Source organism: Streptomyces rishiriensis (genome assembly GCF_003112535.1).
In the GTDB taxonomy this organism is placed as follows: Bacteria; Actinomycetota; Actinomycetes; order Streptomycetales; family Streptomycetaceae; genus Streptomyces; species Streptomyces rishiriensis.
Window position 1 is genome coordinate 97,824 of the sequence record NZ_BEWA01000011.1, and the last position, 25,993, is coordinate 123,816.

Here is a 25,993-nt window from a genome sequence, read left to right on the forward strand (position 1 = left end):
CCTTGCCCCGAGTGTTGGATACCTCTACTGTCTAACACGGATAGTAGAGGTATCCAATATTCTTGCGCACCGCCGGAGAGAAGGCATCAGTCATGACGCTGTCCGAGAACATCCCGATCCTCGGCCGACCGGCCGCCCCCGCCCCGCCGCCCGAGCGCCGCCGCATACCCCTGTGGCTCGCGATCGTCGCCGCGAGCGTGCCCATGTTCATGGTCGCGCTCGACAACCTCGTCGTATCGACGGCCCTGCACACCCTGGCCGTCGACCTGCGGGCGGACACCCAGGAACTGCAGTGGTTCGTCAACGCGTACGTGCTGAGCTTCGCCTGTCTGCTCATGACCGGCGCCGCGCTCGGCGACCGGTTCGGACGTCGCAGGATCTTCGTCGCCGGCATCGCCGTGTTCACCCTGGCCTCCGTCGGCTGCGGTCTCGCCGACACCAGCGCCCAGCTGATCGCCTTCCGCGCGGTCCAGGGCTTCGGGGCGGCGGCCGTGATGCCGCTGTCGCTGACCCTGCTGTCCCAGGCCGTGCCGGACCGGCTGCGCGGAATGGCGCTGGGCGTGTGGTCCGGCGTGAGCGGTCTGGCCGTGGCCATGGGCCCGGTGGTCGGCGGCGCGGTCGTCGACGGTCTGGACTGGCGGTGGATCTTCTGGATCAACGTGCCGGTGTGCGTGATCGCGATCCCGCTGGTGCTGTTCGCCCTGCGGGAGAGCTCGCTGCCCGCCGTCCGGCTCGACCTCGTCGGCATGGCGCTCGCCGCGGCCGGCCTGTGCGCGGTGGTGTGGGCGATCGTGCACGGCGAGCCGGACGGCTGGACGTCGGCGAAGGTGCTGGGCACGTTCACGGCGGGCGCGGCGCTGCTCGTCGCCTTCGTCGCCTGGGAGGCGCGGACGGAGGCGCCGATGCTGCCGCTGTCGTTCTACCGGGCGCGGTCCTTCACCCTCACCAACATCGTCTCGGCGACCATGTACTTCGGTGTCTTCGGCTCCCTGTTCCTGCTGGCCCAGTACCTCCAGATCGTGCCCGCGCGCACCCCGCTGGAGGCCGGCGTGCGCACCCTGGCCTGGACGCTGATGCCGATGTTCGTCGCCCCGGCGGCCGGTCTGCTCACCGACCGGGTGGGCGGCGGACGGTTGATGGCGCTCGGTCTCTTCCTCCAGGGGGTCGGGCTGGGCTGGATCAATCTGGTCGCGGACGTCGACACGGCGTACCCGTCGCTGGTGGGGCCGATGATCGTGGCCGGTGTCGGCATGGGCTTCGTGTTCGCGCCGACGGCGGCGGTCGTGCTCGGCTCGGTCGCCAAGCACCACGCGGGCAAGGCGTCCGGCGCCAACGCGACCGTGCGCGAGATCGGCGGCGCCCTCGGCATCGCCGTACTGAGCACCGTCTTCACGGCGCACGGCAGCACCCGCGGGCAGCGCGAGTTCGTGGACGGACTGCACCCCGCGGTGTGGGTCGGCGTCGCGGTGGTGTTCGCCGGCGCGCTGTGCGCCCTGGCCGTCCCGCGCCGGCAGCACGTCCCCGAAGAGGCGTGACAGCCCTGGCCGACGGTCGGGGCGGACGCCTCCGCCCCGCCCCCTTCAACGGCCGAGGCACCGTCCTTCTCCCCCGCGTCCGGCCGTCCCGGCCAGGCCCGCACACCTGAGCGCAGGCCCGCTTGAATGATCGAACGACCTCGGGGTTAGCATATGAGCGCCACCTAGCTCGAAAGATAGGCCCGTGACGCTCAACGACGATTCGTTCACTGACTGGAAGAACCGCGAGGAGATCGCGGAGTCGATGATCCCGATGATCGGGAAGCTGCACCGCGAGCGGGACGTGACCGTCCTGCTGCACAGCCGCTCCCTGGTGAACAAGTCGGTGGTCAGCATCCTCAAGACCCACCGGTTCGCCCGGCAGATCGCGGGCGAGGAGCTCTCGGTCACCGAGACGCTGCCGTTCCTGGAGGCCCTGACCACCCTCGACCTCGGTCCGGCCCAGATCGACATCGGCATCCTCGCCGAGAGCCACCGTGCCGACGACCGCGGTCTGTCGGTGCTGGACTTCACCGCCGAGGCCGTCGCCGGGGCCACGGGCGCCAACAAGATCGACCGCCGCGAGCCGCGCGACGTCGTCCTGTACGGCTTCGGCCGCATCGGCCGGCTCGTCGCCCGGCTGCTGATCGAGAAGTCCGGCTCCGGCAACGGTCTGCGACTGCGCGCCATCGTGGTGCGCGGCGGCGGAACCCGGGCCGCCGACGACCTCGTCAAGCGGGCCTCGCTGCTGCGCCGCGACTCCGTGCACGGCCAGTTCCAGGGCACGATCACGGTCGACGAGGCCAACAACCGCATCATCGCCAACGGCAACGAGATCACGGTCATCTACGCCGACGACCCGTCCGAGGTCGACTACACGGCGTACGGCATCGACAACGCCATCCTGATCGACAACACAGGCAAGTGGCGCGACCGCGAGGGCCTCTCCAAGCACCTGCGGCCCGGCGTCGACAAGGTGGTGCTGACCGCGCCCGGCAAGGGCGACGTCCCGAACATCGTGCACGGCGTCAACCACGACACGATCAAGCCGGAGGAGCAGATCCTGTCCTGCGCCTCCTGCACCACCAACGCGATCGTCCCGCCCCTGAAGGCGATGAACGACGAGTACGGCGTGCTGCGCGGCCACGTGGAGACCGTCCACTCGTTCACCAACGACCAGAACCTGCTGGACAACTACCACAAGGCCGACCGGCGCGGGCGCTCGGCGCCGCTCAACATGGTCATCACCGAGACCGGCGCCGCGTCCGCGGTCGCCAAGGCGCTGCCCGACCTCCAGGCGCCGATCACCGGCAGCTCGATCCGCGTCCCGGTGCCGGACGTCTCGATCGCGATCCTGAGCCTGCGGCTGGGCCGCGAGACGGACCGTGAGACGGTCCTCGAGTACCTGCGCGGCGTCTCGCTGACCTCGCCGCTGCGTCGACAGATCGACTTCACCACGGCGCCGGACGCGGTCTCGATGGACTTCATCGGCTCGCGCCACGCCTCGATCATCGATGCCGGCGCCACCAAGGTCGACGGCGACAACGCGATCCTCTACCTCTGGTACGACAACGAGTTCGGCTACTCCTGCCAGGTCGTCCGCGTCGTCCAGCACGTCTCGGGCGTGGAGTACCCGACGTACCCGGCGACGAGCGTCTGACCGGCCCTCGCCGATACCGCACGGCGGGGGCGGGGCACCTCATGGGTGCCCCGCCCCCGCCGTTCGCGGCTTCCGCCGTTCGCGGCTTCCGCCGAGTCGGAGGCTTCCGTCAGGCGGACGTCTCCGGACGGCCGGACTCGGCCCAGTGGGTGTGGAACGCGCCCGGGCGGTCGGTGCGGCCGTAGGTGTGGGCGCCGAAGTAGTCGCGCTGCCCCTGGAGCAGCGCGGCGGGCAGCCGCTCGGCGCGCAGGGTGTCGTAGTGGGCGAGCGCGGCGGAGAAGGCGGGCACCGGGATGCCGCGGCGGGCGGCGGAGGCCACGGTCTCGCGCCAGGGCACCTGCGCGTCGGTGATCTCCATGGCGAACTCCATCTCGCCGAGCAGGCTGACCAGCTTCGGGTCGGCCGCGTACGCGGCGCGGATGCGGTCGAGGAACGAGGCGCGGATGATGCAGCCGCCACGCCAGATCCGGGCGACCGCGCCCAGGTCGATCTTCCAGCCGAACTCTTCGGCCGCGTCCTGGATCATCTTCCAGCCCTGGTCGTAGGCGATGACCTTCGAGGCGTACAGGGCGTGCTCGACCTGTGAGGTGAAGCGCGAGGCCTCGGTGCGGCTGAGCGGGGGCGTGGTGCCGCCGGGGAGTCCGGCGTAGGCGGCGCGCAGTGCGCGCTGGCCGGAGGCGGCCCGGGCGAAGGTGGCCTGGGCGATGGCCGTGACCGGGGAGCCGAGGTCCAGGGCGGTCTGCACGGTCCAGCGGCCGGTGCCCTTCTGACCGGCGGCGTCGACGACGACGTCGACGAACGCCCGCCCGGTGTCGGCGTCGGTGTGGGCGAGCACCTCGGCGGTGATCTCGATCAGGTAGGAGCCGAGGCGGCCCTGGTTCCAGGTGCGGAAGATGCCGGCGATCTCGGCCGGGGTGTAGCCGGCGACCTGGCGCAGCAGGTCGTAGGCCTCGGCGATGAGCTGCATGTCGGCGTACTCGATGCCGTTGTGCACCATCTTGACGAAGTGCCCGGCGCCGTCGGTGCCGATGTGCGTGGCACAGGGCTCGCCGTCGACCTTCGCGCTGATGGACTCGAACATCGGGCCGAGGACGTCGTACGACTCCGGAGAGCCGCCGACCATGACGGCCGGCCCGTTCAGCGCGCCCTCCTCGCCGCCGGATACGCCGGCGCCGACGAAGTGCAGGCCGCGCTCGCGCAGGGCCTCCTCGCGGCGGCGGGTGTCGGCGTAGTGGGCGTTGCCGCCGTCGATGATCATGTCGCCGGGCTCCAGGAGCGGGGCGAACTCCTCGATGACCGCGTCGGTGACCTCGCCCGCCTGCACCATGATCATCAGCCGTCGGGGGCGTTCGAGCGCCGCCACGAAGTCGGCGGCCGACTCGGCGGGGACGAAGGCGCCCTCGTGGCCGAACTCCTCGACCAGCGCACGGGTGCGACCGGCGCTGCGGTTGTGGACGGCGACGGTGTAGCCGTTGCGGGCGAAGTTGCGCGCGAGGTTGCGGCCCATCACGCCGAGGCCGGTGACGCCGATGGCGGCGGTTGCGTTCACGAGGTATGTCCCTTGGATCGGTGGCGCGGTCGGAGGGGCGGGCGGCCCCCGGTACCCCCAGGTACGGACCGCCGGCCGGTTCTTCTCGATTCCCCGCCGATTCCTTCACCCGGGCCGGCCCCGGACCCGCCGCCGACCCCGACCGCAACACCACCACCGCTCCGCCCCGACCGACCTCGCCTCGACCGGCCAGACCAGGCCAGACCAGGCCCGGCCCGGAGCGGACCGGAGCGGGCCGGACCGGAGCGGGCCGGAGCGGGCCGGAGCGGGCCGGACCGGAGCGGGCCGGACCGCCGGGCTTCCCGTACGGCTAGCGGCGACGCCAGGGCAGCGCCGCGGGGTCGGCCTCGGCGCTCTCGGCCCGGTGCAGGGCCTGGCTGATCGCCTCACCGATGTCCCCGAACTGACGCACCTGTTCGGGGGTGAGAACGTCGAACACCGCCCGGCGCACGGCCTCGACGTGACCGGGAGCCACCACCTCCAGCAGCGCCCTGCCCTCGTCGGTGAGGAAGGCGAGCTGGCCACGGCCGTCGGCGGGATCCTCCCGGCGGTCGACGAGACCGACCTCGCGCAGCCGGCTCACCGCGTGGGTGAGCCGGCTGCGCGTGATCTTCAGACGCTCGGCGAGGTCCGACATGCCGAGGGTGCCGTCGGGGGCCATGGAGAGGTAGGCCAGCAGGCTGTAGTCGGCGTGCGTCATCCCGGCGTCGCGCCGCAGCTGGCGGTTGAGGTGGTCGGCGAGCAGCGTGGAGAACTCGACGTAGGCCAGCCAGGCTCGGCGTTCGTCGGCGTTGAGCCAGCGGGGCGTCGTGGACATGGGCACACATTACGGGGTGCCCGACAGGCGGGCCGCGGTCCGTGAGTCTGGTGGACGAGAGGTCGCGCCGCGGTCGCGCCAAGGTCCCTCCGAGCGTGCTCGGCGCCTTCGGGCGGCCGCGCCGGCAGGGGGACGACCGGTGCGGGCCGCCTGCTCACCGGGCGGCCCGTCTGCCGACCGGCGACCGGCGGAGGCGGCGAGCGCCTCACGCCGGCCGGTGACGCGGCCCGACGGTCCACTGTTCCGACGGTCCGTCAGACGGTGCTGCAGGCACCGCCGTTCAGGGTGAACGCGGTCGGTGCGGTGTTGGTCGCGCCCTTGTTGCCGATGAAGCCGACGCCGACCGAGCCGCCGGCGGGGACGGTGGAGGTGTAGGCGGCGGGGGTCACGGTCACCGAGCCGCCGCTCTGGGCGGCGGTTCCGCCCCACATGCTGGTGACGGCCTGTCCGTCCGCGAAGGCGAAGGCCAGCCGCCAGCCGCTGATCGGGGTGGAGCCGGTGTTGCGCAGGGTGATCTCACCCTGGAAGCCGCCCGGCCACTCCCCCACCACGCGGTAGCCGACGGAGCACGCCACGGCGGGAGCCCCGGCGGTGGTGACGTTCACGGCGGTCGAGCGGGCGGAGCGGTTCCCGGCGGCGTCACGGGCGTAGACGGCGAAGGTGTACGCCGTGTTCGCCGTCAGCCCGGTCACGGTGGCGGTGGTGGCGGTCGACGCGGCGACACCGGTCTCGGTGGTCCCGTTGATCCGGACGACGTCGTATCCGGCGACGCCGACGTCGTCGGTGGCGGCCGCCCAGGAGAGGGTGGCCGAGGTCGCCGTCACCGCCGAGGCGGTCGGGGCGCCGGGGGCGGTGGGGGCCTGCGTGTCGCCGGGGGTCCCGCCGCCGAAGACGGTGGCCTCCTTCGCGGTCTGGGCGATCCCGTTGACGCCGTTGAAGATGCGCTTGCCCCAGGAACTGAGCCGGGCGGGATCGAAGTCGAGCGCCAGGTCGAGGATCGGGTCGGTGTTGCCGCTCCAGGACCAGGCCAGGTACCCGAGCCTGAGCTGCTGGGCGGCGGCCATCATGGTGTCCTCGTCGGGGTCCCCGTACTGGTCGGCGGGGCCGCCGAACTCCCCGATCAGCAGGGGCAGTCCGGCGTCGACGAAGGTGTGCAGATAGTCGGTGACCTCCGCCGCCGTGTCGAAGACGCTGTACATGTGGATCGAGAAGATCAGGTTGCCGGTGGTGTCGGCGTCGTACACGGACCGGGCGTTGGCCTTCATCACGCCCTGCCAGTCCTGGCCCCAGTTGGGGGCGTCCACCATGATCGTGTGCCGGAGACCGGCGGCGCGCAGCTTCTTGACCGCGGCGATCGTGGGCGCCGTCCAGCCCGCCGGGTCGGTGTTGCCCCACGGTTCGTTGCCGATGTTGACGATGATGTAGTCCTCCTGGCCGGCCAGGACGTCCTTCAGGCCGATCCAGTAGTCGGCCGCCTGGTCGAGCGTGCCGGCCGCGCTGTCCTCGCCGTAGCCGGTGGTGTCGTGCACCTCCAGCACGCAGATGAGCCGGTTGGCCTTGCACTGGGCGATGACGTTCGCGACGTCGGAGGGGCTGTTGGCGCTCCAGCGGTGGCCGTCGGCGAGGACGACGCGCACGGCGTTGGCGCCCATCGCCTTGATGTCGGCGAGCGACTGCTGCGTCCGGCCCGGATACCAGGTGTGGGCGTGGTTGACGCCCCGCATGACGAAGTCGTTCCCGTTGCCCTCCACCAGGCGGCCGCCGCTGATGTGGAGACCCGTGGCGAGGGCCCCGGGCGAGCGGGCCTGGTCCTGGGCGAGTGCGACGGCCGGGCTCAGCGCGCCGACGAGGACCAGGCCGAGGAGGGCCGCCAGCCTGGTCAGCAGCGTGCCCAGGGGATTGCCCGGGCGGTGCGTTGGCGGCGTGCTCGTTGTCGTGCTCGTCCTGCTTGTCGTGCTTCTTGTCGTGCTTCTTGTCGTGCTTCTTGTCGTTCTCACTGCGACTCCAGGAGTGAGGCCAAGAAACTCAGGCGGCAGAAGGGAGGAAGTTTCCATGCACGTGGGAGCGCTCCCATGAAGCCATTACGGCGAGTACACGTCAAGACATCGCGCACCCCTTCGGGCGAGCGGGCGTCGAAACGGGCCCGCCCGCCCTCACCTGAACGGGCCCGCTCGCCCTCGCCTTCTCCGGCTCACCGTTGAGCTGTGCTGTTGGCCCCGTCCAGCGCTTCCCGGACGATGTCCGCGTGCCCGGCGTGCTGGGCGGTCTCCCGGATCAGGTGCAGCAGGATCCGTCGCACCGGCCAGTGCACCGTCTCCGGAGGAGACCAGGGAGTCCGGGGCAGCGGCACCGTCGCGTCCATGCTGTCCGCGCCGCGAAGCCCGGTCACGGCCGCGTCGAGCTCGCGGGCCGCGGCCGCGTACCGGTTCAGCAGCTCAGGAAGGCTCTCCCCCTCGGCCATGCGGTACTGCTCCATGTCGAGCATGCCGTCGGGAAGTTCACCGTCCCGCTCGACGAGGATGTGCCGCCACACCTGCTCGCCGCGCGCCATGTGCTTGACGATGCCGCCCAGCGTCAGCTCGCTCGCCGTGGTGCGTCGCGCCGCCTGGGCGTCGGTGAGGCCGCGCACCGTGATGAGCAGCAGCTCCCGCTGCTCGGCGAGCGCCCGCAGCAGTTCACCGCGCTCGCCGGGAGGGAAGGTGACATCGTCCGCGTTCTTCGAAGAGGTGGTCATGCGAGGACCGTAGGAGCCATATAGGTCAGGTCCTGTCCTCGTCTGCGGGCCCGGAATGCGGCCGCCGGTCGTGCGCCTGCGTGCCTCTTCGCCTCCGCCCGTTCGCCTCCGCCCGCGCGACGCTCTGCTGCGGCCCACGACGCGGGACGTCGAGCTCTTCGTCGAGCGGATCCCGGCCGGCTGAGGGCCCCGGCGGCCCGCGACCCCGGCGGTGCGACGGTCCCGGCCCGTCGGCAGCGGCCCCGTCAGGCCTCCTGCGCCCCTCCCCCGGCGAGGTCGGCGGCCCAGAACGCGCCGTCCGGGTAACGGTATTCGGCGATCGAGGCCGGGTGCATGGCCGCGGAGAAGCCCGGGGTCAGCGGGGCCGTGTAGCGGCCGTCGCGGATCACGACCGGCGCGGTGAAGTGCTCGTGCAGGTGGTCGACGTACTCGATGACCCGGTCCTCGGTCGTGCCGGACACGGCCAGGTAGTCGAACATGGCGAGGTGCTGGACGAGTTCGCACAGCCCCACGCCCCCGGCGTGCGGGCACACCGGCACCCCGAACTTGGCGGCGAGCAGCAGGATCGCGAGGTTCTCGTTGACGCCGCCGACCCGCGCCGCGTCGATCTGCAGCACGTCGAGGGCGCCGGCCTGGAGCAGTTGCTTGAAGACGACGCGGTTCTGCACGTGTTCGCCGGTGGCGACCTTCACCGGCGCGACCGCCTCGCGGATGGCGGCGTGACCGAGGATGTCGTCGGGGCTGGTGGGTTCCTCGATCCAGTACGGGTCCAGCGCCGCCAGGGCGCGGGTCCATTCGATCGCCTCTGCGACGTTCCAGCGCTGGTTGGCGTCGACGGCGATGCGCACGCCGTCCCCGACGGCGGCGCGGGCCGTGCGCAGCCGCCGCAGGTCGTCGGCGCGATCGGCGCCCACCTTGAGCTTGATCTGGGTGAACCCGTCGGAGACGGCCTGCTTGGCCAGCCGGGTGAGTTTCTCGTCGGAGTAGCCGAGCCAGCCCGGCGAGGTGGTGTAGGCAGGGTATCCGCGCTCCAGCAGCATCCGCTCGCGCTCGGCCAGCCCGGTGCGCGCGTCCCTGAGCAGGGCCAGGGCGTCCGCGGGCGTGAGCACGTCGGCGATGTAGCGGAAGTCGACCTGGGAGACCAGCCATTCGGGGTCGGCGTGGGCCAGCAGACGCCACAGCGGCTGCCCGGCACGCTTGGCGGCGAGGTCCCAGACGGCGTTCATGACCGCGCCGATCGCCATGTGCATCACGCCCTTCTCGGGCCCGAGCCAGCGCAGTTGGCTGTCGCCGATGAGATCGCGGTCGAGAGAGCCCGGGTCGGCGCACAGCTCGTCCACGGGCCGCCCCAGCACATGCGGGCGCAGGGCCGCGATGGCGGCGACCTGGACATCGTTGCCGCGTCCGATGGTGAAGCTGAAGCCGTGACCCTCCAGCCCGTCGCCGGCGTCGGTCCGCAGCACCACGTAGGCGGCGGAGTAGTCGGGATCCGGGTTCATCGCGTCGGAGCCGTCCAGCTCCCGCGAGGTCGGGAAGCGGATGTCGTGGGTGTCCACCGCCACGATCCGGGCCGGGGTTGCGGTCAAGGGGGCGCCCTTCATGCTTGACGAGACTGATACATCGGAGGAATTCCAGAACCGCGACTTTAAGGGCATCGGACCGAGGTGACAACACCCCAGGGAATCCGCTCGATTGTTTAAGGACAACCCCTTGTCAGCGCTGGCGACGCCGTCGTAACGTCCTCGGCGTTCGAGATACATCGGAGGAATTTCCCGCCTCCTCGACCGCGCTCGCGCTCTCCCCCCGCGGACCGACGCGCCCTGCCCCTTCCGTCCCTCACCTCGCGCGACTCCCATCCCTGGCAAGGAGAGAACCCGGCCATGAATCTCGCCCGCACCCGTTCCACCGCCGCAGCAGCCGGCGCCGTCGTCGCAGCCCTCGCCCTCCTGACCGCGTGCAACCGCGACAGCGCCGGGTCGGACAGCGCGGGCGGCGACAGTCCCGCCGTCGGGATCGACCTGCCGCGTTCCGACTCCGACTTCTGGAACTCCTACGCCCAGTACCTGAAGAAGGACATCAAGACCGACGGCGTGAACGCCCTGCCGCTGAGCAACTCGCAGAACGACGTCACCAAGCTGGTGGCCAACGTGCAGGTGTTCCAGAACACCGGCGCCAAGGCCGTGGTCATGGCGCCCCAGGACACCGGCGCCGTCGCCTCCACCCTGGACGCGCTCGCCGCGAAGAAGATCCCGGTGGTCAGCGTCGACACCCGGCCCGACAAGGGCGACGTCTACATGGTGGTCCGGGCGGACAACCGGGCGTACGGCACCAAGGCCTGCGAGTTCCTCGGCAAGCAGCTCGGCGGCAAGGGCAAGGTCGCCGAACTGCAGGGCGCGCTGGACTCCATCAACGGGCGCGACCGCTCCGAGGCCTTCGCCGGCTGCATGAAGCAGAAGTTCCCCGGTATCCAGGTGTTCGAGCTGCCCACCGACTGGAAGGGCGACGTGGCCTCCGCCAAGCTGCAGTCCCTGCTCGCCCAGCACCCCGACCTGGGCGGCATCTACATGCAGGCCGGCGGAGTCTTCCTGCAGCCGACCCTGGCCCTGCTGGAGCAGAAGAAGCTGCTCAGGCCGGCGGGGCAGAAGGGGCACATCGCGATCGTCTCCAACGACGGCATCCCCCAGGAGTTCGACGCCATCCGCAAGGGCCAGATCGACGCGACCGTCTCCCAGCCCGCCGACCTCTACGCCAAGTACGCGCTGTACTACGCCAAGGCCGCGGCCGAGGGCAAGACCTTCCAGCCGGGCGCGACCGACCACGGCTCCACGATCATCAAGATCCCCAACGGTCTGGAGGACCAGCTGCCCGCGCCGCTGGTGACCAAGGACAACGTCGAGGACAAGGCCCTGTGGGGCAACAACGTGAGCCGGTGACCCACCGGACCGGCGACAGCGCCCGCACCCCTGGAAGGACGGTACCCGTCATGGCGCACACCCCGACCGCGCCGGCGCACGCCGCCGGCCCGACGCCGGTCGCCGAGGCCGTCGGGATCGGCAAGCGGTTCGGCGCCACCGTCGCGCTGCGCGACGCCCGGATCGCCGTCGCGCCCGGCGAGTCGCACGCGCTGGTGGGCCGCAACGGGGCCGGCAAGTCGACCCTTGTGTCCCTGCTCACCGGACTGCGCCGACCCGACGCCGGCGTCCTGCGGTTCTCCGGCGAACCCGCCCCGCCCGTGGGGGACATCGACGCCTGGCGCGCCCGGGTGGCCTGCGTCTATCAGCGTTCCACGATCATCCCGGACCTGACCGTCGCGGAGAACCTCTTCCTGAACCGGCAGAGTTCCGGCTCGCTGCAGCCCATCCGCTGGCGGCAGTTGCGGCACCGGGCCGAGGAACTGCTCGGCGAGTACGGGGTGGACGTCGACGCCGCCGCGCGGGCCAGGGACCTCACCGTGGAACAGCGGCAGTTCGTGGAGATCGCGCGCGCCCTGTCGTTCGGCGCCCGCTTCATCGTCCTCGACGAGCCGACCGCGAAGCTCGACGCCCGGGGCATCGGCCGCCTCTTCGACAAGCTGCGCGACCTCCAGCGCCAAGGCGTCGCCTTCCTCTACATCTCCCATCATCTGCAGGAGGTGTACGACCTGTGCACCACGGTCACCGTCTACCGGGACGCCACCCACATCCTCACCGCGCCGGTGACCGAGGTCGGCCACCGGGCCCTGGTGGAGGCGATGACGGGCGACACGGCAGCCACCACTGCCGATGCCACCGCCGTCGATCCGGCCGCCGGACACCGTGCCGCCGGACCGGACGAACGCCCCGAGCTCCTGACCGTCGACGGGCTCACGCTCCCCGGCGTCTGTCACGGGCTGTCCCTGTCGGTGCGCTCGGGCGAGGTCGTCGGACTGGCCGGGGCGGCGGCCAGCGGCAACGTGCGGGTCGGGGAGGCGGTCGCCGGTCTGCACCGCGCCGAGGAGGGCCGGATCTCGGTCGGCGGCCGGGCCGTGCGCCCCGGCAGCGTGCCCTCGGCGCTGGCCGCGGGCGTCGGCCTGGTCCCGGAGGACCGTCACCTCCAGGGTCTGGTCGGCAACCGCAGCGTGGCGGAGAACGCGACGCTCACCGTCACCGACCAGCTCGGCCCCTTCGGCACCGTGCTGCCCTCGCGGACCAGGGTCTTCGCCCGGCGCATGATCCGCGACCTCGACATCAAGACCCCGGGGCCGGCCACCCCGGTGTCCGCGCTCTCCGGCGGAAACCAGCAGAAGGTGGTCGTCGCCCGCGCCCTGGCCACCGACCCCCGGGTGCTGGTCGCCGTCCGCCCGACCAACGGGGTGGACGTCAAGTCCAAGGAGTTCCTCCTGCGTCGTGTCCGCGAGGTCGCGGACGGCGGGAAGGCCGCGCTGATCGTCTCCGACGAGCTGGACGACCTCAGGGTGTGCGACCGGGTCGTCGTGATGTTCCACGGCCGCGTGGTCGCCGAGTTCGCCCCCGGCTGGCGGGACGAGCAGGTGGTCGCCGCCATGGAGGGCGTGGGCGTGACCGATCACGCGGCGCCCGGCACGGACACCGACACGGACGCCGACACAGATGCCGACGCAGACGCGCCCGGCACAGATCAGGACGAGAGGTAGTCATGTCCGCCACCACCGATGTCACCGAACCCGCGGCCGGCGTGGCGCGGACGACCGCCGAGGACTCCCGGCGCGGGCTCGATCTCGGCCGGTTCCGTGAACTGTCCCTGATCCCGGCCATCCTGGTCCTCGGGCTGATCGGCTTCATCGTCTCACCGGCCTTCCTGACCTCGGACAACCTCATAGGCGTGGCACAGCAGTCCACCGAGCTGAGCCTGCTGGTGCTCGCCACCGCCCTCATCCTGATCAGCGGGCGGATGGACCTGTCCCTGGAGTCCACCATCGGGGTGGCCCCGGTCATCGCGGTCTGGCTCGTGCTGCCCACCAGCGGCGCCCGGTTCACCGGGCTGGGGCTGCTGCCCGAGTGGACGGCGATTCCGCTCTGTCTGCTGACGGGCGCGGTGATCGGTGCCGTCAACGGGTTCCTGATCCTGAAGCTGCGGCTCAACGGCTTCATCGTCACCCTCGGCATGCTCACGATGCTGCGGGGACTGCAGGTCGCCCTCTCCGAGGGTCAGTCCATCGTCGAACTGCCGTCCTCCTTCACCTACTTGGGCAAAGCGTCCTGGTGGGGCGCGCCCGCGGCGATCTGGATCTGCGTGGTGCTGTTCGCCCTGGGCAGCGCGGCCCTGGCCTGGCTGCGGCACGGCCGGGCGCTGTACGCGATCGGCGGCAACGCGGAGGCCGCCCGCACCGCCGGCATCCGGGTCGACCGGATCGTGTGGCTCGTCCTGATCATCGGCAGCGTGCTGGCCGCGTTCGCCGGCATCCTCTACAGCGGCCACTACGGTTCCCTCTCCGCCACCCAGGGCAGCGGCTGGATCTTCCAGGTCTTCGCCGCGACCGTCATCGGCGGGGTGAGCCTCAACGGCGGCAAGGGGTCCGTCTTCGGCGCGCTGACCGGCGTGCTCACCCTCCAGCTCGTCGTCAACGTCATGACGCTGGCCGGTGTGCCGCCGCTGTGGAACCAGTTCCTCAACGGCGCGATCATCATCGTCGCCCTGATCATCTCCCGCTTCGCCTCCGGCGAGAAGCAGGAGTAGGCGCACAGGAGGGCACGCTCGTGGCACTGACCGACGAGGCCATGGACAAGATCAAGGCGATGATCGTGGCGGGCGAGCTCGCGCCGGGCTCCCGGTTGCCCAGGGAGGAGGTCCTCGCCGGACAGCTCGGCCTGTCCCGCAGTTCGCTGCGCGAGGCGGTGCGGGCGCTGACCGCGATGCGGATCCTCGTCACCCGGCAGGGCGACGGCACCTACGTGTCGAGCCTGGAGCCCCAGCTGCTGTTCGAGTCGCTCGCGTTCGCCTCGGACGTCTCCCAGGGCCGCGCGGCCCTGCACCTGCTGGAGGTGCGCCGGCTGCTCGAACCGCAGGCGACCGGTCTGGCCTCCGCGCTGCTCACCGCCGCCGACCTCGACGAGCTGGCCGCCCTCCTGCGGCGGTGCCGGTCCGCCGCTACGGTCGAGGAGTTCGTCGGTCACGACATCGCGTTCCACCTGCGGATCGTCGAGACCGTCGGCAATCCGGTGCTGTCCATGCTGCTGCGCGTGCTGTCCACGCGCACCCAGCGGGTTCGCATCGTCCGGGGCACCCGGACCGAACGGGCCGTGGAACACGCCCACCGGGAGCACGACGAGATCCTCCGTGCGCTGCGGGCACGCGACGCCCCGCTGGCGGTCTCGACCGCCACGGTCCACATCGCGGCCGTGGAGCAGTGGCTGGCGGCCGGCCTCGTGCAGGACCCCGCGGGCGCGCTGTGACGGCGCCCGCTGCCGACGAGTCGGGAATTTCCCGCCCGCCGTCCGGCCACTGACCGAAATTCACCGACCCACCGCGTGAACGACTTCCCGGACGGCGCCGGGAGTCGCTTCGGAGGGCTCTGCGCGAACCCCCTCCCCTTGGCCTTTCGGTGACGGGAATGTGTGGATGTTGTACCCGCCCGTCGTGCGGTGCCTGCGTATAGGCCTTTCGGTACGGATTCGGTCCGCCGCCGCCCGCCGGCGCGGCTTGCGACGCATTCTGCGGTGGAGTAACCAGGTGAACCATGAACCTGTTCACCCGCGGCGCGTCCGCCCGACGTTCGGCGCCCCCCGTCGCTGCGCACCTCGCCGTCGACACGTCCGGCGTCCGGCCGGATCCCGCCCTGGCGGCGCTGTCCGGAGATTGGATGATCGACCCCGCGCACAGCCGCATCGGATTCTCCGTGCGCCATGCCCTGGTCACGACGGTGCGTGGAGCTTTCACCGAGTACCGCAGCCGCCTCTGGTTCGACGGGCGCGACCCCTCCCGCTCGCGCGCCGAGATCCTGCTGTCCACGGCCAGCGTCGACACCGGCGTGGAGCAGCGCGACGCCCACCTGATCGGCCGTGACTTCCTGGACTCGGCGAGTTATCCGCATATGCGTTTCACGAGCACCGCCGTGGAACTCGCCGGCTCGGACGTCTACCGCATGACCGGCGATCTCACCATCAAGGACGCCACGCGTCCCGTGGTTCTCGAACTCACCTACATAGGGCATGTCACCGACCCGTTCGGATATGAACGCGTCGGTTTCGACGGCACCACCACGATCGACCGTTCCGAATGGGGCCTCACCTACAATGCCCGGCTGGCCGAGGGCGGCGCGATGGTCAGCGAGAAGGTGCGTCTGCAATTCGACATCGCGGCGATCCGCACTCCCGCCGCCGACTGACCGACGTCAGCCGCAGCCGCCGTCGTTTCCGTCCTCGGAGTGGTTTGCGGCCCTGTGGCCGCGGGCCCGGCCCCGTCCCGCCGGAAACTGGTCGGGGCGGCACGCGGCCGCCGGGACGAGGGGGGCCCATGACGGACAGCAGGCTTCTGGTCGCGGTACCGGAGCATCCCCGGGACGAGGGCGCGGTCGCCCAGCAGCTGGTGCGCATCCGGCAGGCCGTCGAGGAGAAGGGGTTCGACGTCCGGTGGGCGGTCGACGCCGCCGACGCGGAGGCGGTGCTGCGCACGGAGGCCGGCCTGACCGCCGCACTGGTCGCCTGGGAACTGCCGGACCGCGGGGCCGGCCGGAACGGCGGGGACGAGCCCGGCGGGGCCAGGGTGCTGCGCTCCCTCGCCCGGCGCTTCCGTGACCTGCCGGTCTTCCTGGTCATGACCGACGACGGCGTCACGGACCTGCCGCTGTGGGTGTCGGAGTCGGTCGTGGGGTACGTGTGGCCGCTGGAGGACACACCCGCCTTCCTCGCGGGCCGCATCACCACCGCCGCCCGCGCCTACCGGGAAGCCGTCCTGCCGCCCTTCTTCCGGGCGCTGCGCCGCTTCGACGACGCGCACGAGTACTCGTGGCACACCCCGGCCCACTCCGGCGGCGTCGCCCTGCTGAAGTCGCCCGCGGGACGGGCCTTCCACGACTACTTCGGGGAGCGGCTGCTGCGCAGCGACCTGTCGATCTCGGTCGGCGAACTCGGCTCGCTGTTCGAGCACACCGGCCCGATCGGCGAGGCGGAGCGCAACGCCGCGCGCGTCTTCGGCGCCGACCTCACGTACTTCGTGCTGCACGGGGACTCCACCTGCAACCGCGTGGTGGGCCACTTCAGCGTCACCCGCGACGAGATCGCGCTCGTGGACCGCAACTGCCACAAGTCGGTGCTGCACGGGCTGGTCGTGTCGGGCGCACGGCCGGTCTATCTCGTCCCCACCCGCAACGGCTACGGGCTGGCCGGGCCGCTGCCCCCGGCGGAGCTGGCGCCCGACTCGGTCGCCGCCCGGATCGCGGCGAACCCGCTGGCGGAACAGGCGCTGTCACCGGACGCCCAGTACGCCGTGTTCACCAACTCCACCTACGACGGCCTGTGTTACGACGCCCTGGCGGCGGCGCGGGCGCTCGCCGCGAGCACGCCCCGGGTGCACTTCGACGAGGCGTGGTTCGCGTACGCCCGCTTCCACCCGCTCTACGCGGGCCGGTACGGCATGTCGGTGGACGAGGACGCCTTCCCGGGCCCGGACCGGCCGACGGTCTTCTCGACGCAGTCCACGCACAAGCTGCTGGCGGCGCTGTCGCAGAGCGCCATGGTCCACGTCAGGCCCGCGCCCCGGGCGCCGGTCGGACACGACCGGTTCAACGAGGCGTTGATGATGCACGGCACCACGTCCCCGCTCTATCCGATGATCGCCTCCCTGGACGTGGCGACCGCGATGATGGACGGGCCGCAGGGCCGCTGGCTCGTCGACGAGGCGGTGACCGAGGCGGTCCGCTTCCGCCAGGAGATGGTCCGCATCCGGCGCCGGGTGGAGGACGCCGGCGACCGGCCGCCGTGGTTCTTCGGCGTGTGGCAGCCCGGGACGGTCACCGACCCGGGCACCGGCGCGCGGCTGCCGTTCGAGGAGGCTCCCGCAGACCTGCTGCGCACCGAGCCGTCGTGCTGGCATCTGGAACCCGGCGCCGACTGGCACGGGTTCCCCGAACTCACCGCCGGCTACTGCATGCTCGACCCGATCAAGGTCACCCTGACCTGCCCGGGGATCGACGCGACGGGACGGACGGCCGCGTGGGGCATCCCGGCACGGGTGCTCACCGCGTATCTGGCCACGCGGAACATCGTCGTGGAGAAGACGGACAGCTACACCACGCTCGTGCTGTTCTCCATGGGCATCACCAAGGGCAAGTGGGGGACGCTCCTCGACGCGCTGATGGACTTCAAGGCCCTCTACGACGAGGACGCCTCCCTCGACCGGGTGCTGCCCGCGCTGGTCGCCGAGCACCCGCGGCGCTACGCCGGGTCGACCCTGCGCGAGCTGTGCCAGGAGATGCACGACCATCTGCGTGCGGCCCGCCTCGTCGACCTGCTGGACACCGCGTTCCGCGAGCTGCCCGAGCCGGTCGCCCCGCCGCAGCTGTGCTACCAGCGGCTGGTGCGGGGCGGCACCCACCGGGTGCGGCCGGCCGACGCGTCCGGGCAGGTGGCCGCCGCCATGGTCACGGTCACCCCGCCCGGGATCCCCGTCCTCATGCCCGGCGAAGGCGTCGGCGGTTCCGACGGCCCGCTGCTGCGCTACCTCGGCGCCCTGGAGGCCTTCGACCGCCGTTTTCCCGGTTTCCGCAGCGAGACGCACGGGGTCACGGTCGACCCGGACACCGGCGACTACCTGATCGAGTGCCTGCGCCCGACGACGGACGGCACGACAGGCCCGGACGCGGGAGGAGGTCACGCCGCGCCACCGGTTCAGCGCGGTGAGACGTCGCAGGGCCCCGCCCTCACCGGTCGCTGAGGCCCGGCAAGGACCTCGCCGGGTCGGTCGCCGGCGGCTGCCTCGGCGCGGGGTTCCCCGGCGTCGTCCTGACGTCGGATGCCGCGCCCCTGCTGCCTCCGGGCACCGTGCGATCCGCTGGTGTGGGCGATGCGACCCCCGGTGTTATTCAATGAGGTGTGCGGTCAGGGATCTCGGGGCCCGGTCGCACGGGTCCGAGTAACGACCCCGGTGCTGTGCCGGGGATTGCCGAGAGAGCCGCATGGACTCCACGCCCTCCTCCTCGCCCTCGTCGCCGTTCGAACTGGTCAGCAGCGCTCTCGGGCGCTACGTCCCGGCCGGCGGATCGGCGGCGGCCGCCGGTCCCGGCGACGCGGGGGGAGACGACGCGCAGGGGGACGAGACGCGGGGAGACGACGCGCGAGGAGACCGCACGACCGGTCGGCCCGTGCCCGACGGCCCGGCAGCCGACCGTCAGGACCAGATCCTCGGCGTGGTCAACCTGGACAGGGATCTGAGGATCACCCGCAGCAATCTGGACGCAGCCGTCTTCGCGGGCCTGGACGCCGTGGCCGGCAGTCCTTTCGCCGATCTCCTGCCCCCCGGTGACGTGCCGACGGTCACCCGGCGGTTGCGGCAGGTCCTGGAGATGGGCGAGGCGCACGTCGCCCGGATCCAGCGCCTGCGGCGCGGCGACGGGTCGGAGCTGGTGGTCTCGATGAGCATCCTGCCGGCCGCGGCCCCCCAGGAGGGCCTGACCGTCTCCTTGATCGCGATGGCCAGAAGGCTGCATCTGTACGCGGCCGAGACCGCGATCGGCACCTCGCTGGACATCGGCGAGACCGCCCAGTCGCTGGCGGAGTCCCTGCTGGCCTGGGGAGACGTGGCCGCCGTCGACCTCGACTTCGCCGTGTGGACGGGCGAGGGAGTCACCGAGCGGGCGCAGGGACGCATCCGGCTGCGGCGGGCGGCCCTGGTCCCGGAGCGGGCGTGGCCCGAGGGCTACGTCACCCCGGGCGGCGACCTTCCGAGCGACGCGAGCCGTCTGCTGGCGCAGGCGGTGCGGCGCAACGACGCCCCGCAGGCCATCGTCATACCGGACCGGAAGTCGGTCGAGCGGCTGCTCGGCAGTCCGCGGGTGATCCGTGCCCTGGTGCCCGGCGACCGGTCGGCGAGCGTGGCGTGCATCCCCCTGGTCCTGGACGGCGAGCCGCCCGTCGTGCTGGGCGTGGCGGAGGTCTGGCGGAGAGCGGACCGCCCCTTCCACGACAGCGACCTGTTCGATCTCCAGGAGCTGGTGGCCAGGACCGCCCACCACGTCGACCTGGCCCGTCAGCACCAGCGCGAGCACACGCAGGTGCTGGCGTTGCAGCGTCGGCTGTTGCCCCGGACCGGCGGCCACACCATCGACATCGCCAGCGTCTACCAGCCCGCCACCCCCGACAGCGCGGGCGTCGGCGGCGACTGGGTGAACAGCTTTCCGCTGCCGGACGGCCGGACCGCCCTGGTGGTGGGCGACGTCGTCGGGCACGGCCTGGGAGCCGCCGCGACCATGGGCCAGCTGAGCATGGAGGCCCGCGCGCTGCTGTCCGCGGGGCTGGCCCCCGACGAGGTGCTGGAGCACCTGGACGAGACCGTCACCCTGCTGGACGACGCGGAGTCCGGGCTCGCGGCCGGATACAGCGCCCTGGGCTCGACCTGCTGCATCGCCCTCTACGACCCGGTCAGCCACCGTGTGACGCTCTCCAGCGCCGGCCACCTCCCTCCGGTCCTGGTGCTTCCGGACGGCGAGGCGGGCCCGCTCGCGCTCCGCCCTCATCCCGGCCTCGGCACCGAGTTCGCGCTGCGGGAGCCGTTCGACGTGCACACGTTCGGCGCGCCCCCGGGCTCCCTGCTCGCCCTCTACACCGACGGCCTGGTGGAGGATCCGGCCCTGTCGATCGACGAGGGCATCGGCAGGCTGGCGAACGTCGTGTCCACGGTGCACCCCTGGGACGCCCTCCAGCAGGCCGCACGGCACGTCGTCTCCACGCTGGCGCCCGCGCGCCAGCGCGACGACGTGACGCTGCTGCTCGCGCGCATGATCGGCTACCGCAAGGGCGACACCGCGACCTGGCGGCTGCCCGCCCGCGACGACGCTCCGGCCCGCGCCCGCGCGCACGTCTCCGCACTGCTGCGGCAATGGCACACCAGGGCCGACACCCGGGACGACGTGCCGCTGCTGGTCAGCGAGCTGGTCACCAACGCGGTGCGCTTCGCCGCCGGCCCCATCACGGTCCGGCTGATCAGGGCCGGTCACGGACTGCTGTGCGAGGTGGGCGACACGGGCAACGGCAGGCCGCGTCTGCGCGCGGGCGGCCTCCTCGACGACGGCGGGCGCGGCCTGCACATCGTGCACCGGCTCACCACCCGGTGGGGGGTGCGGTGGACGGACACCGGCAAGGTGGTGTGGGCGGAAGTCCCGGGGTGACGCCCACGGGACGCAGGGCGCCCCGCTCGCCCGCGGGAGTGGCATGGGCTCGCGCTACAGCCACTCCCCCGCCAGCGCGGTGGCGGTGAGGCCCGGCGCCGCGGCGTACAGGACGGCGCGATCGCCCGACTTCTGCCCGGCGTCGTGCGCCCGCCTCAGGATGTCGAACACGGCCGCGCCTCCGCGGTTGCCGCTCGTGTAGCTGTCCCGGCTGTACTCCAGCAGGCCCGAGGGCCAGGTGTCGGGCATCGTCTGCTCCATGTACTCCAGCACCCGGGTGCCGCCGGGGTGCGCGAGCAGCAGGTCGGGGTGCCAGGCGTCGGGGTCGTCCTGGTACCGGACGCGCAGCCACTCCCACATCGCGGTGACCGTCTCCTGCACGGCGCGCGGCCCGCGCCGGTCCATCACGAAGTGGGTGCCGTCCGCCCGCGTCTCCAGGCGGTGCAGGTCCTGGGTGCCGGGCAGGGTGTGGTGCCAGGCGGCGTCCAGCCGCAGCACCGACTCGCGCCTGGGACGCCCCGTGACCACCGCCGCGACCGCGGTGTCCGCGAACAGCAACCGGACGATCAGGGACTCCAGGGTGTCGTCGGCGGGCTGGTAGGTCGTGCTCAGCGCCTCCGCGATCACGACCAGGACCACCCGGTCGGGGTCCGCGGCCACGAGATCCGCCGCGAGGGCCAGGGAGCGGGTCCCCGCGACGCAGGCCCACTGCGTGGCCGGCAGCAGCATCACGTCGTTGCGCAGAGCGAGCCTGTTGGCGAGGGCGAGGTCCAGACCCGGCAGAGCCGGGGTCGTGGAGTGACTGGTGATCAGACAGTCGACGTCGGCGGCGTCCAGCCCGGCGATCTGCAGGGCCCCGCGCGCCGCACGCTCCCCGTAGGACTGCACGGCCTCCCAGGCCGGGGCGGTGCGCTCCTGCACGGTCTGCGGCGCGGGTATCGCCTCGAGGGCGGCGATGACGCGGTCCACGTCCTGCTGCGCGAACCCGTCGCGGGCCAGCGCCTCTTGGGCGGGCCCGACTCCGACCGCCTGCAGGCCGCCGCCGGCGCCGGGCGCGACGGCGGTCTCCAGCGGGAGCATCCAGCCACGGGTCTCGATGCCCGTGCTGGCCGCGATGCCGTCGACCCGCGACGCCCACGCCGCATGCGGATGCCGGTCGCGCACCTCCGCCACGATCTGGCTGGTCTCCACGGCGTGCTCACCGTGTATCACGGCGGGAGGGCAGAGGTAAGCGGCCATGATGGGCACCTTTCCAGGGGGAGGAAGAACGTCACGAGGGCTCCGCCACGGGCGCTGGGGAACTTCATGCCCGCGCCGACGGGCTCCGCGTCGGGAGCCGCTGTCCGTGGCGTGTCGAGCATGGCCGCCAAAGGGACATTTCCGCTGTGACTCAGACAACTTGGGCGGCACCCGAAAGGGGTGATACGGCACACACCGTCGGAGCGGAGGCCCGCAGAGCGGCTCCGCACGGTGCTGCCTGACGAGGCCTCAGGCGGCCCCGCCGTCGGGCATGCCGGCGGAGGCGGCGGCCGAGGTGTCCGAGGAGGCCTCGTCCATGGCTCCGGCCGAGGGGAGGGGCCGGTCCGTCACGAGGGGTGGAGCACCCGCACGACGATCGCGCCGACGGGCAGGCCGTCCGGGCAGGCGTGGAACATCCGGTCGTGGTCGGGGCCGCCGCCGTCCACCCAACGCCCGTCGAGGGTGAGCAGGGGTGAACCGCTTTTCCAGGGCCGGGTCGGCCCAGTCCCGACCATCCGCGCACAGCGGAGGCCCGCCGGGCCCGGGACGCCCGGCCGGCGTACCACGCCTTCGCCGACGGTCACCCGCCCGCGCTGCCGTTCCACCACGTCGCCGGGCGGTGGGGTGTCGGCGGTCGATGGGTTCATGCGACGGCGACGACGTCCTCGGCCGTGCTGTCGGCCGCGGACGCTCATCCTCTCCGTGACCGGCTCCGCCGCCCGACCGTGGGGGCGGCGGGGCTCAGTTGGAGGAGAACGGCCGTGTTGCCGCGAGGCAGCGAGACGGTGAGTTCTCCCGCCCCGGCGTCCCACTGCGCGCTGCCGTCGCTCGCGGCGGGGTACAGGACGACCGGCGTGAGATGCGTGCCGCGCAGGTGGGGCAGGAGGAGCGTGCGGCGGGTGGCGACGGCGCCGTCCGCCGCGGGGCCTCCGGCAGCGCCCTCCCGTCGCCAGACCGTGAGGAACGTGGAGCGCTCGCCCCGGAGCCCGTGGGCGATCCAGGCGTCCTCCCAGCCGGGCAGACCGATCGGCCAGAAGGGGCGCGCGCCTGGGATGTCCGGCCGGATGTCCTTGTACACGCGGATCGCCGAGCGGACGAGCTCCAGTTGACCGCGGCTCATACGGTCGAGGAAGCCGGAGAGGTGGACGCGGCCCAGCAGCGCTCCGGTGAGGGTGAACGCGATCTCGTCCGGGGCGTGGTGGGGCTGCGGGTAGGCCCACACGGCCGCCTGCTCGGGCGTGGCGGCGGTGGCGGCCGCCGCGGCGATGGGCGGGTAGCGCAGGAAGTCCTGCTGGTCGCTGGTGGACTGGATCTGGGCCACGGACAGTTGCGCGTAGTCCATGCGCAGGCCGCCGGAGCCGCAGTTCTCCAGGATCAGGTCGGGGTGGCGGTCGAGGAGGGCGGCCATCCAGTCGAGGTGGGCGCGGTGATGGCCGAGCAGTCCGGCGCCCGCGCTCTCCGGGCCGTTCTCCGTGCCGGGGCCGATGTTGATGTTGTAGTCGAGCTTGAGATAGCCGACGCCCCAGTCGCCGACGAGCCGGTCCACCACCCGGTCGAGGTGGGCGCGAGCGGCCGGATGGCGCAGGTCCAGGTGATGGCGTCCGTGTTCGGTGACGCGGAGGCCGCCCCGCCGGAAGAACGCCTCGGGCGGGAGGGTGTGCGCCAGCGGGCTGCGCACCCCGACGACTTCGGGTTCGAGCCAGAGTCCCGGGGTCATGCCGTGCCGCCTGATCGCTTGCAGGACCTCCTGGATGCCGCCCGGGAAACGGCGGGGAGCGGCCTCCCACGCGCCGACGGCGTCCCACCAGCCCCGGGCGTCGTCGTCGTACCAGCCCGCGTCGACGACGAACACTTCGGCGCCGGCCGTCCCCGCCGCCTCGACGAGGGGCAGCAGCTTCTCGGTCGTCGGATCGCCCATGAGGGTGTTCATGTAGTCGTTGTAGATCACCGGGAGCCTGCGGTGGTCGGGGTGGTCGCGGCGTATCGCACGGCGGTAGTCGGTGAGTTCGCCGAAGGCGGCGTCCAGACCGCCCGTACCGGTCCGGACGAGGACGGCGGGAACGGACCGGAACTCCTCGCCGGGCGCGAGGAGGTGGCGCCACTGGTGGTGGGCGTCGTCGGGGCCGAGCAGGGCGACGTAGGCCGCGCCCTCGCGTTCGCCCGTCTCGAAACGCCATCCCGCGCTGGACTCGATCTGCCAGAGCCAGGCGCGCCCCTCCCGGTCGGTGAGCGCGCCGACCGGGAGGTGGCGGCCGGTGGACCAGCCGCCCTGCGAGGAACGCTCGAAGCAGCCGCGTCCCTCGTGGCCGTGCGCGCCTCTGCTCAGCGGGACCACCTGCTCGCGCAGCGCGGCGGCACGCCAGCGGCATTCGGCGAGCCAGTCGTTGTCCGCCCAGTGCAGCGTCAGGCCGTCGAGGCCGCCGTCGGAGTCGGTGACGCCGCCGAGGGTGAGGCTGGTGACGCTCTCCAGCAGGAGGGGGGCGGCTCCCTCGTTGACCAGACGCACCGTCGCGCGCAGGAACGCGGCGCCCGGACGCGTCTCCAGGGTCACGCGGGCGGCCAGGCCGGAGACGGGGTCGGCCAGCCGGATCGTCGTCAGCTCCCGGCCGTCGCGCAGGACGGTGTCATGGTCGCGGTAGACCATGCGCTCGCCGACGGCGGTCTCGATGAAGCGTTCACCCGACCACAGACGTCCGTGTCCGGTGGCGGTGACCTCGACGAGGGGGACGAGAGCCGCCCAGTCCCGGTGAGGCTCGCCCAGCCGCACGGAGCCGGCGGCGTCCACCTCGGCGTGCAGCCCGAGCTCGGGGTGCGACCAGAGGCGGGATCTCCCGACCGTTCCGGCGGCAGCGGTCAACGGATTCCCCTTCCGGGACGGTTCGTGCGGCGGTGTTCCTCGCGGGTGCCGGGTTCCTCGTCGCAGCCGGAACGGCCGGAACGGCGGGCCGCCCTGCGCCCCGGAACCGGATACGCCGCCGCTCCCGGTCACGTGCGGCGGGAGAGCTGGCCACGCACCCACGCGGGGTCGGGGTTGGTGTGCGGCCGGCCCCCCACGACGACGGTCGGCACGGTCTCGTCGCCGTCGTTGACCGCTCGCACCGCCGCCGCGCCGGCCGGGTCCCGCCAGATGTCGACCCAGTACAGCTCACGGGCGCTGCGGCCCAGGCGGAGGCGCAGGCGCAGGCAGTACTGGCAGCCCGGCCGCCAGTAGACGACCGGCCGGCCGTCGGCCGTGCTGCGGCGTCGCGCCTCCAGCGCGTCGATCGATCTCGGGAAGACCAGAGGCGAGTTCACGCCGGCGAGCAGCACGAACACCACAAGGAGCGCTACGGCGGCGCCGGGGGCCCCGCCGGACGCCAGCCGGGCCGCGCCGGCCGAGCCGCAGAGCATCAGCAGTACCGGCAGGATCCAGGCGCGGGTCATGAGGACGGAGCCTACCGAGGGGCCGGGAGGCTGCTGGAAGCAGGGCCGCTCCCCACGGGGCGTGTCAGGCGCTGCGGCGTGTCAGGCGGTGGGGCGTGTCAGGCGGTGGGGCGGGCGTGCACGCTCACGGCGTAGCCGCCGCCAGGACGATAGGGCTCGCCGGACCAGGTGGCACAGCGTTGCCGCAACGTCAGTCCGGCCTCGGCGCACCAGTGGTCGAACTCCGGCAGCGTCACCGTCGGTTCCGGCAGCGGCAGATGTTCCGCGTCCAGTCCCATGCCGGTGACCAGCAGTCCGCCGGGGCGCAGTACGGCGGCGAGTTGCCGCACGACGGCCGGTTCGGTCCCGGGCGCCAGCAGGGGGACGACGTTCCCGGCGGCGAGGGCCAGGTCGAACCCGGGTTCCAGGCCGAGGCCGTCCAGGTGCGCCAGGTCCGCGTGGATCCATTCCTGCGTGGGGGTCTCGCGGCGCGCGACGGCCAGCATGGAGCGGTCGACGTCCACGCCCGTGCAGCGGTGCCCCAGTTCGGCGAGTCGGATCGCCACCCGCCCGGTGCCGCAGCCGGCGTCGAGGATCCGGGCGCCGGGCGTCACCAGCGCGTCGCAGAAGGCTGCTTCGCCGTGCACGTCGTGGCCCGACTCGGCGAGCTGCGCGAACCGCCGGGCGTACGCCTCTCCGTCCTGTCCGCCGGTCAGTTCGGCCCAGCGGTCGCGTCGGCTGTTCATGGTCTGCGTGCCTTCC

19 protein-coding genes are annotated in these 25,993 nt (G+C 72.5%); 9 read left to right on the top strand and 10 right to left on the bottom strand.

Annotation, left to right across the window (positions count from 1 at the left end; genetic code table 11):
- Window positions 1–92 precede the first annotated feature (92 nt).
- Together Sri02f_RS19030 and Sri02f_RS19035 are read left to right on the top strand one after the other, a co-directional pair.
- Entirely contained in the window at window positions 93–1,535 is a 1,443-nt protein-coding gene (locus Sri02f_RS19030) for an MFS transporter (protein ID WP_109002515.1), read from the top strand.
- A gap of 184 nt (window positions 1,536–1,719) precedes the next feature.
- On the top strand, window positions 1,720–3,174 hold the full coding sequence (locus Sri02f_RS19035) for a glyceraldehyde-3-phosphate dehydrogenase (protein WP_109002516.1): 1,455 nt from the start codon (window positions 1,720–1,722) through the stop codon (window positions 3,172–3,174).
- A gap of 109 nt (window positions 3,175–3,283) precedes the next feature.
- On the opposite strand, the gene gnd is transcribed toward Sri02f_RS19035, so the two are convergent.
- The 5 genes from gnd to Sri02f_RS19060 form a co-directional block, all read right to left on the bottom strand.
- Window positions 3,284–4,723 carry an NADP-dependent phosphogluconate dehydrogenase gene (gene gnd / locus Sri02f_RS19040; RefSeq protein ID WP_109002517.1) on the bottom strand — a complete coding sequence of 480 codons (1,440 nt, stop codon included), beginning with the start codon at window positions 4,721–4,723 and terminating at the stop codon, window positions 3,284–3,286.
- A gap of 310 nt (window positions 4,724–5,033) precedes the next feature.
- Window positions 5,034–5,540 (bottom strand): MarR family winged helix-turn-helix transcriptional regulator, encoded by a 507-nt coding sequence (locus tag Sri02f_RS19045; protein ID WP_109002518.1) that lies wholly within the window; start codon window positions 5,538–5,540, stop codon window positions 5,034–5,036.
- A 254-nt stretch (window positions 5,541–5,794) separates the two neighbouring features.
- Complete coding sequence (locus Sri02f_RS19050; protein ID WP_435857139.1) at window positions 5,795–7,435, bottom strand: cellulase family glycosylhydrolase; 1,641 nt, start codon at window positions 7,433–7,435, stop codon at window positions 5,795–5,797.
- Between the two features lie 296 nt (window positions 7,436–7,731).
- A complete protein-coding gene (locus Sri02f_RS19055; protein WP_109002520.1) occupies window positions 7,732–8,274 on the bottom strand; it encodes a DinB family protein in 543 nt (180 codons plus the stop codon).
- 245 nt (window positions 8,275–8,519) lie between these two features.
- Window positions 8,520–9,860, bottom strand: a complete 1,341-nt coding sequence (locus Sri02f_RS19060) for an enolase C-terminal domain-like protein (protein WP_109002573.1) — start codon at window positions 9,858–9,860, stop codon at window positions 8,520–8,522.
- 294 nt (window positions 9,861–10,154) lie between these two features.
- Here Sri02f_RS19060 and Sri02f_RS19065 point away from each other — a divergent pair, with 294 nt between their 5' ends.
- The 7 genes from Sri02f_RS19065 to Sri02f_RS19095 all read left to right on the top strand — a co-directional run bounded on the left by Sri02f_RS19065 (window position 10,155) and on the right by Sri02f_RS19095 (window position 20,590).
- Complete coding sequence (locus Sri02f_RS19065; RefSeq protein ID WP_109002521.1) at window positions 10,155–11,207, top strand: sugar ABC transporter substrate-binding protein; 1,053 nt, start codon at window positions 10,155–10,157, stop codon at window positions 11,205–11,207.
- Window positions 11,208–11,257: 50 nt separating this feature from the next.
- Window positions 11,258–12,904, top strand: coding sequence for a sugar ABC transporter ATP-binding protein (locus Sri02f_RS19070; protein WP_109002522.1), 1,647 nt, complete (start codon window positions 11,258–11,260; stop codon window positions 12,902–12,904).
- A gap of 2 nt (window positions 12,905–12,906) precedes the next feature.
- Window positions 12,907–13,947, top strand: a complete 1,041-nt coding sequence (locus Sri02f_RS19075; RefSeq protein ID WP_109002523.1) for an ABC transporter permease — start codon at window positions 12,907–12,909, stop codon at window positions 13,945–13,947.
- Window positions 13,948–13,967: 20 nt separating this feature from the next.
- Window positions 13,968–14,663 (top strand): FadR/GntR family transcriptional regulator, encoded by a 696-nt coding sequence (locus Sri02f_RS19080; RefSeq protein WP_109002524.1) that lies wholly within the window; start codon window positions 13,968–13,970, stop codon window positions 14,661–14,663.
- 284 nt (window positions 14,664–14,947) lie between these two features.
- Window positions 14,948–15,595, top strand: coding sequence for a YceI family protein (locus Sri02f_RS19085; protein WP_109002525.1), 648 nt, complete (start codon window positions 14,948–14,950; stop codon window positions 15,593–15,595).
- A gap of 128 nt (window positions 15,596–15,723) precedes the next feature.
- Window positions 15,724–18,141, top strand: coding sequence for an Orn/Lys/Arg family decarboxylase (locus Sri02f_RS19090; RefSeq protein ID WP_109002526.1), 2,418 nt, complete (start codon window positions 15,724–15,726; stop codon window positions 18,139–18,141).
- A 241-nt stretch (window positions 18,142–18,382) separates the two neighbouring features.
- Window positions 18,383–20,590, top strand: coding sequence for an ATP-binding SpoIIE family protein phosphatase (locus tag Sri02f_RS19095; RefSeq protein ID WP_109002527.1), 2,208 nt, complete (start codon window positions 18,383–18,385; stop codon window positions 20,588–20,590).
- Between the two features lie 54 nt (window positions 20,591–20,644).
- Here Sri02f_RS19095 and Sri02f_RS19100 read toward each other — a convergent pair whose 3' ends face one another.
- From Sri02f_RS19100 to Sri02f_RS19120, 5 genes are all read right to left on the bottom strand, one after another.
- The gene (locus Sri02f_RS19100) at window positions 20,645–21,829 is read right to left on the bottom strand and encodes a beta-ketoacyl-[acyl-carrier-protein] synthase family protein (RefSeq protein ID WP_109002528.1); all 1,185 of its coding nucleotides are present in this window, start codon (window positions 21,827–21,829) and stop codon (window positions 20,645–20,647) included.
- Window positions 21,830–22,176: 347 nt separating this feature from the next.
- A complete protein-coding gene (locus Sri02f_RS19105; RefSeq protein WP_109002529.1) occupies window positions 22,177–22,476 on the bottom strand; it encodes a hypothetical protein in 300 nt (99 codons plus the stop codon).
- A gap of 44 nt (window positions 22,477–22,520) precedes the next feature.
- Window positions 22,521–24,686, bottom strand: coding sequence for an alpha-galactosidase (locus tag Sri02f_RS19110; protein WP_109002530.1), 2,166 nt, complete (start codon window positions 24,684–24,686; stop codon window positions 22,521–22,523).
- Window positions 24,687–24,814: 128 nt separating this feature from the next.
- Complete coding sequence (locus Sri02f_RS19115) at window positions 24,815–25,252, bottom strand: glutaredoxin domain-containing protein (RefSeq protein WP_109002531.1); 438 nt, start codon at window positions 25,250–25,252, stop codon at window positions 24,815–24,817.
- Window positions 25,253–25,350: 98 nt separating this feature from the next.
- Window positions 25,351–25,977 (bottom strand): class I SAM-dependent methyltransferase, encoded by a 627-nt coding sequence (locus tag Sri02f_RS19120; protein WP_109002532.1) that lies wholly within the window; start codon window positions 25,975–25,977, stop codon window positions 25,351–25,353.
- Window positions 25,978–25,993 lie beyond the last annotated feature (16 nt).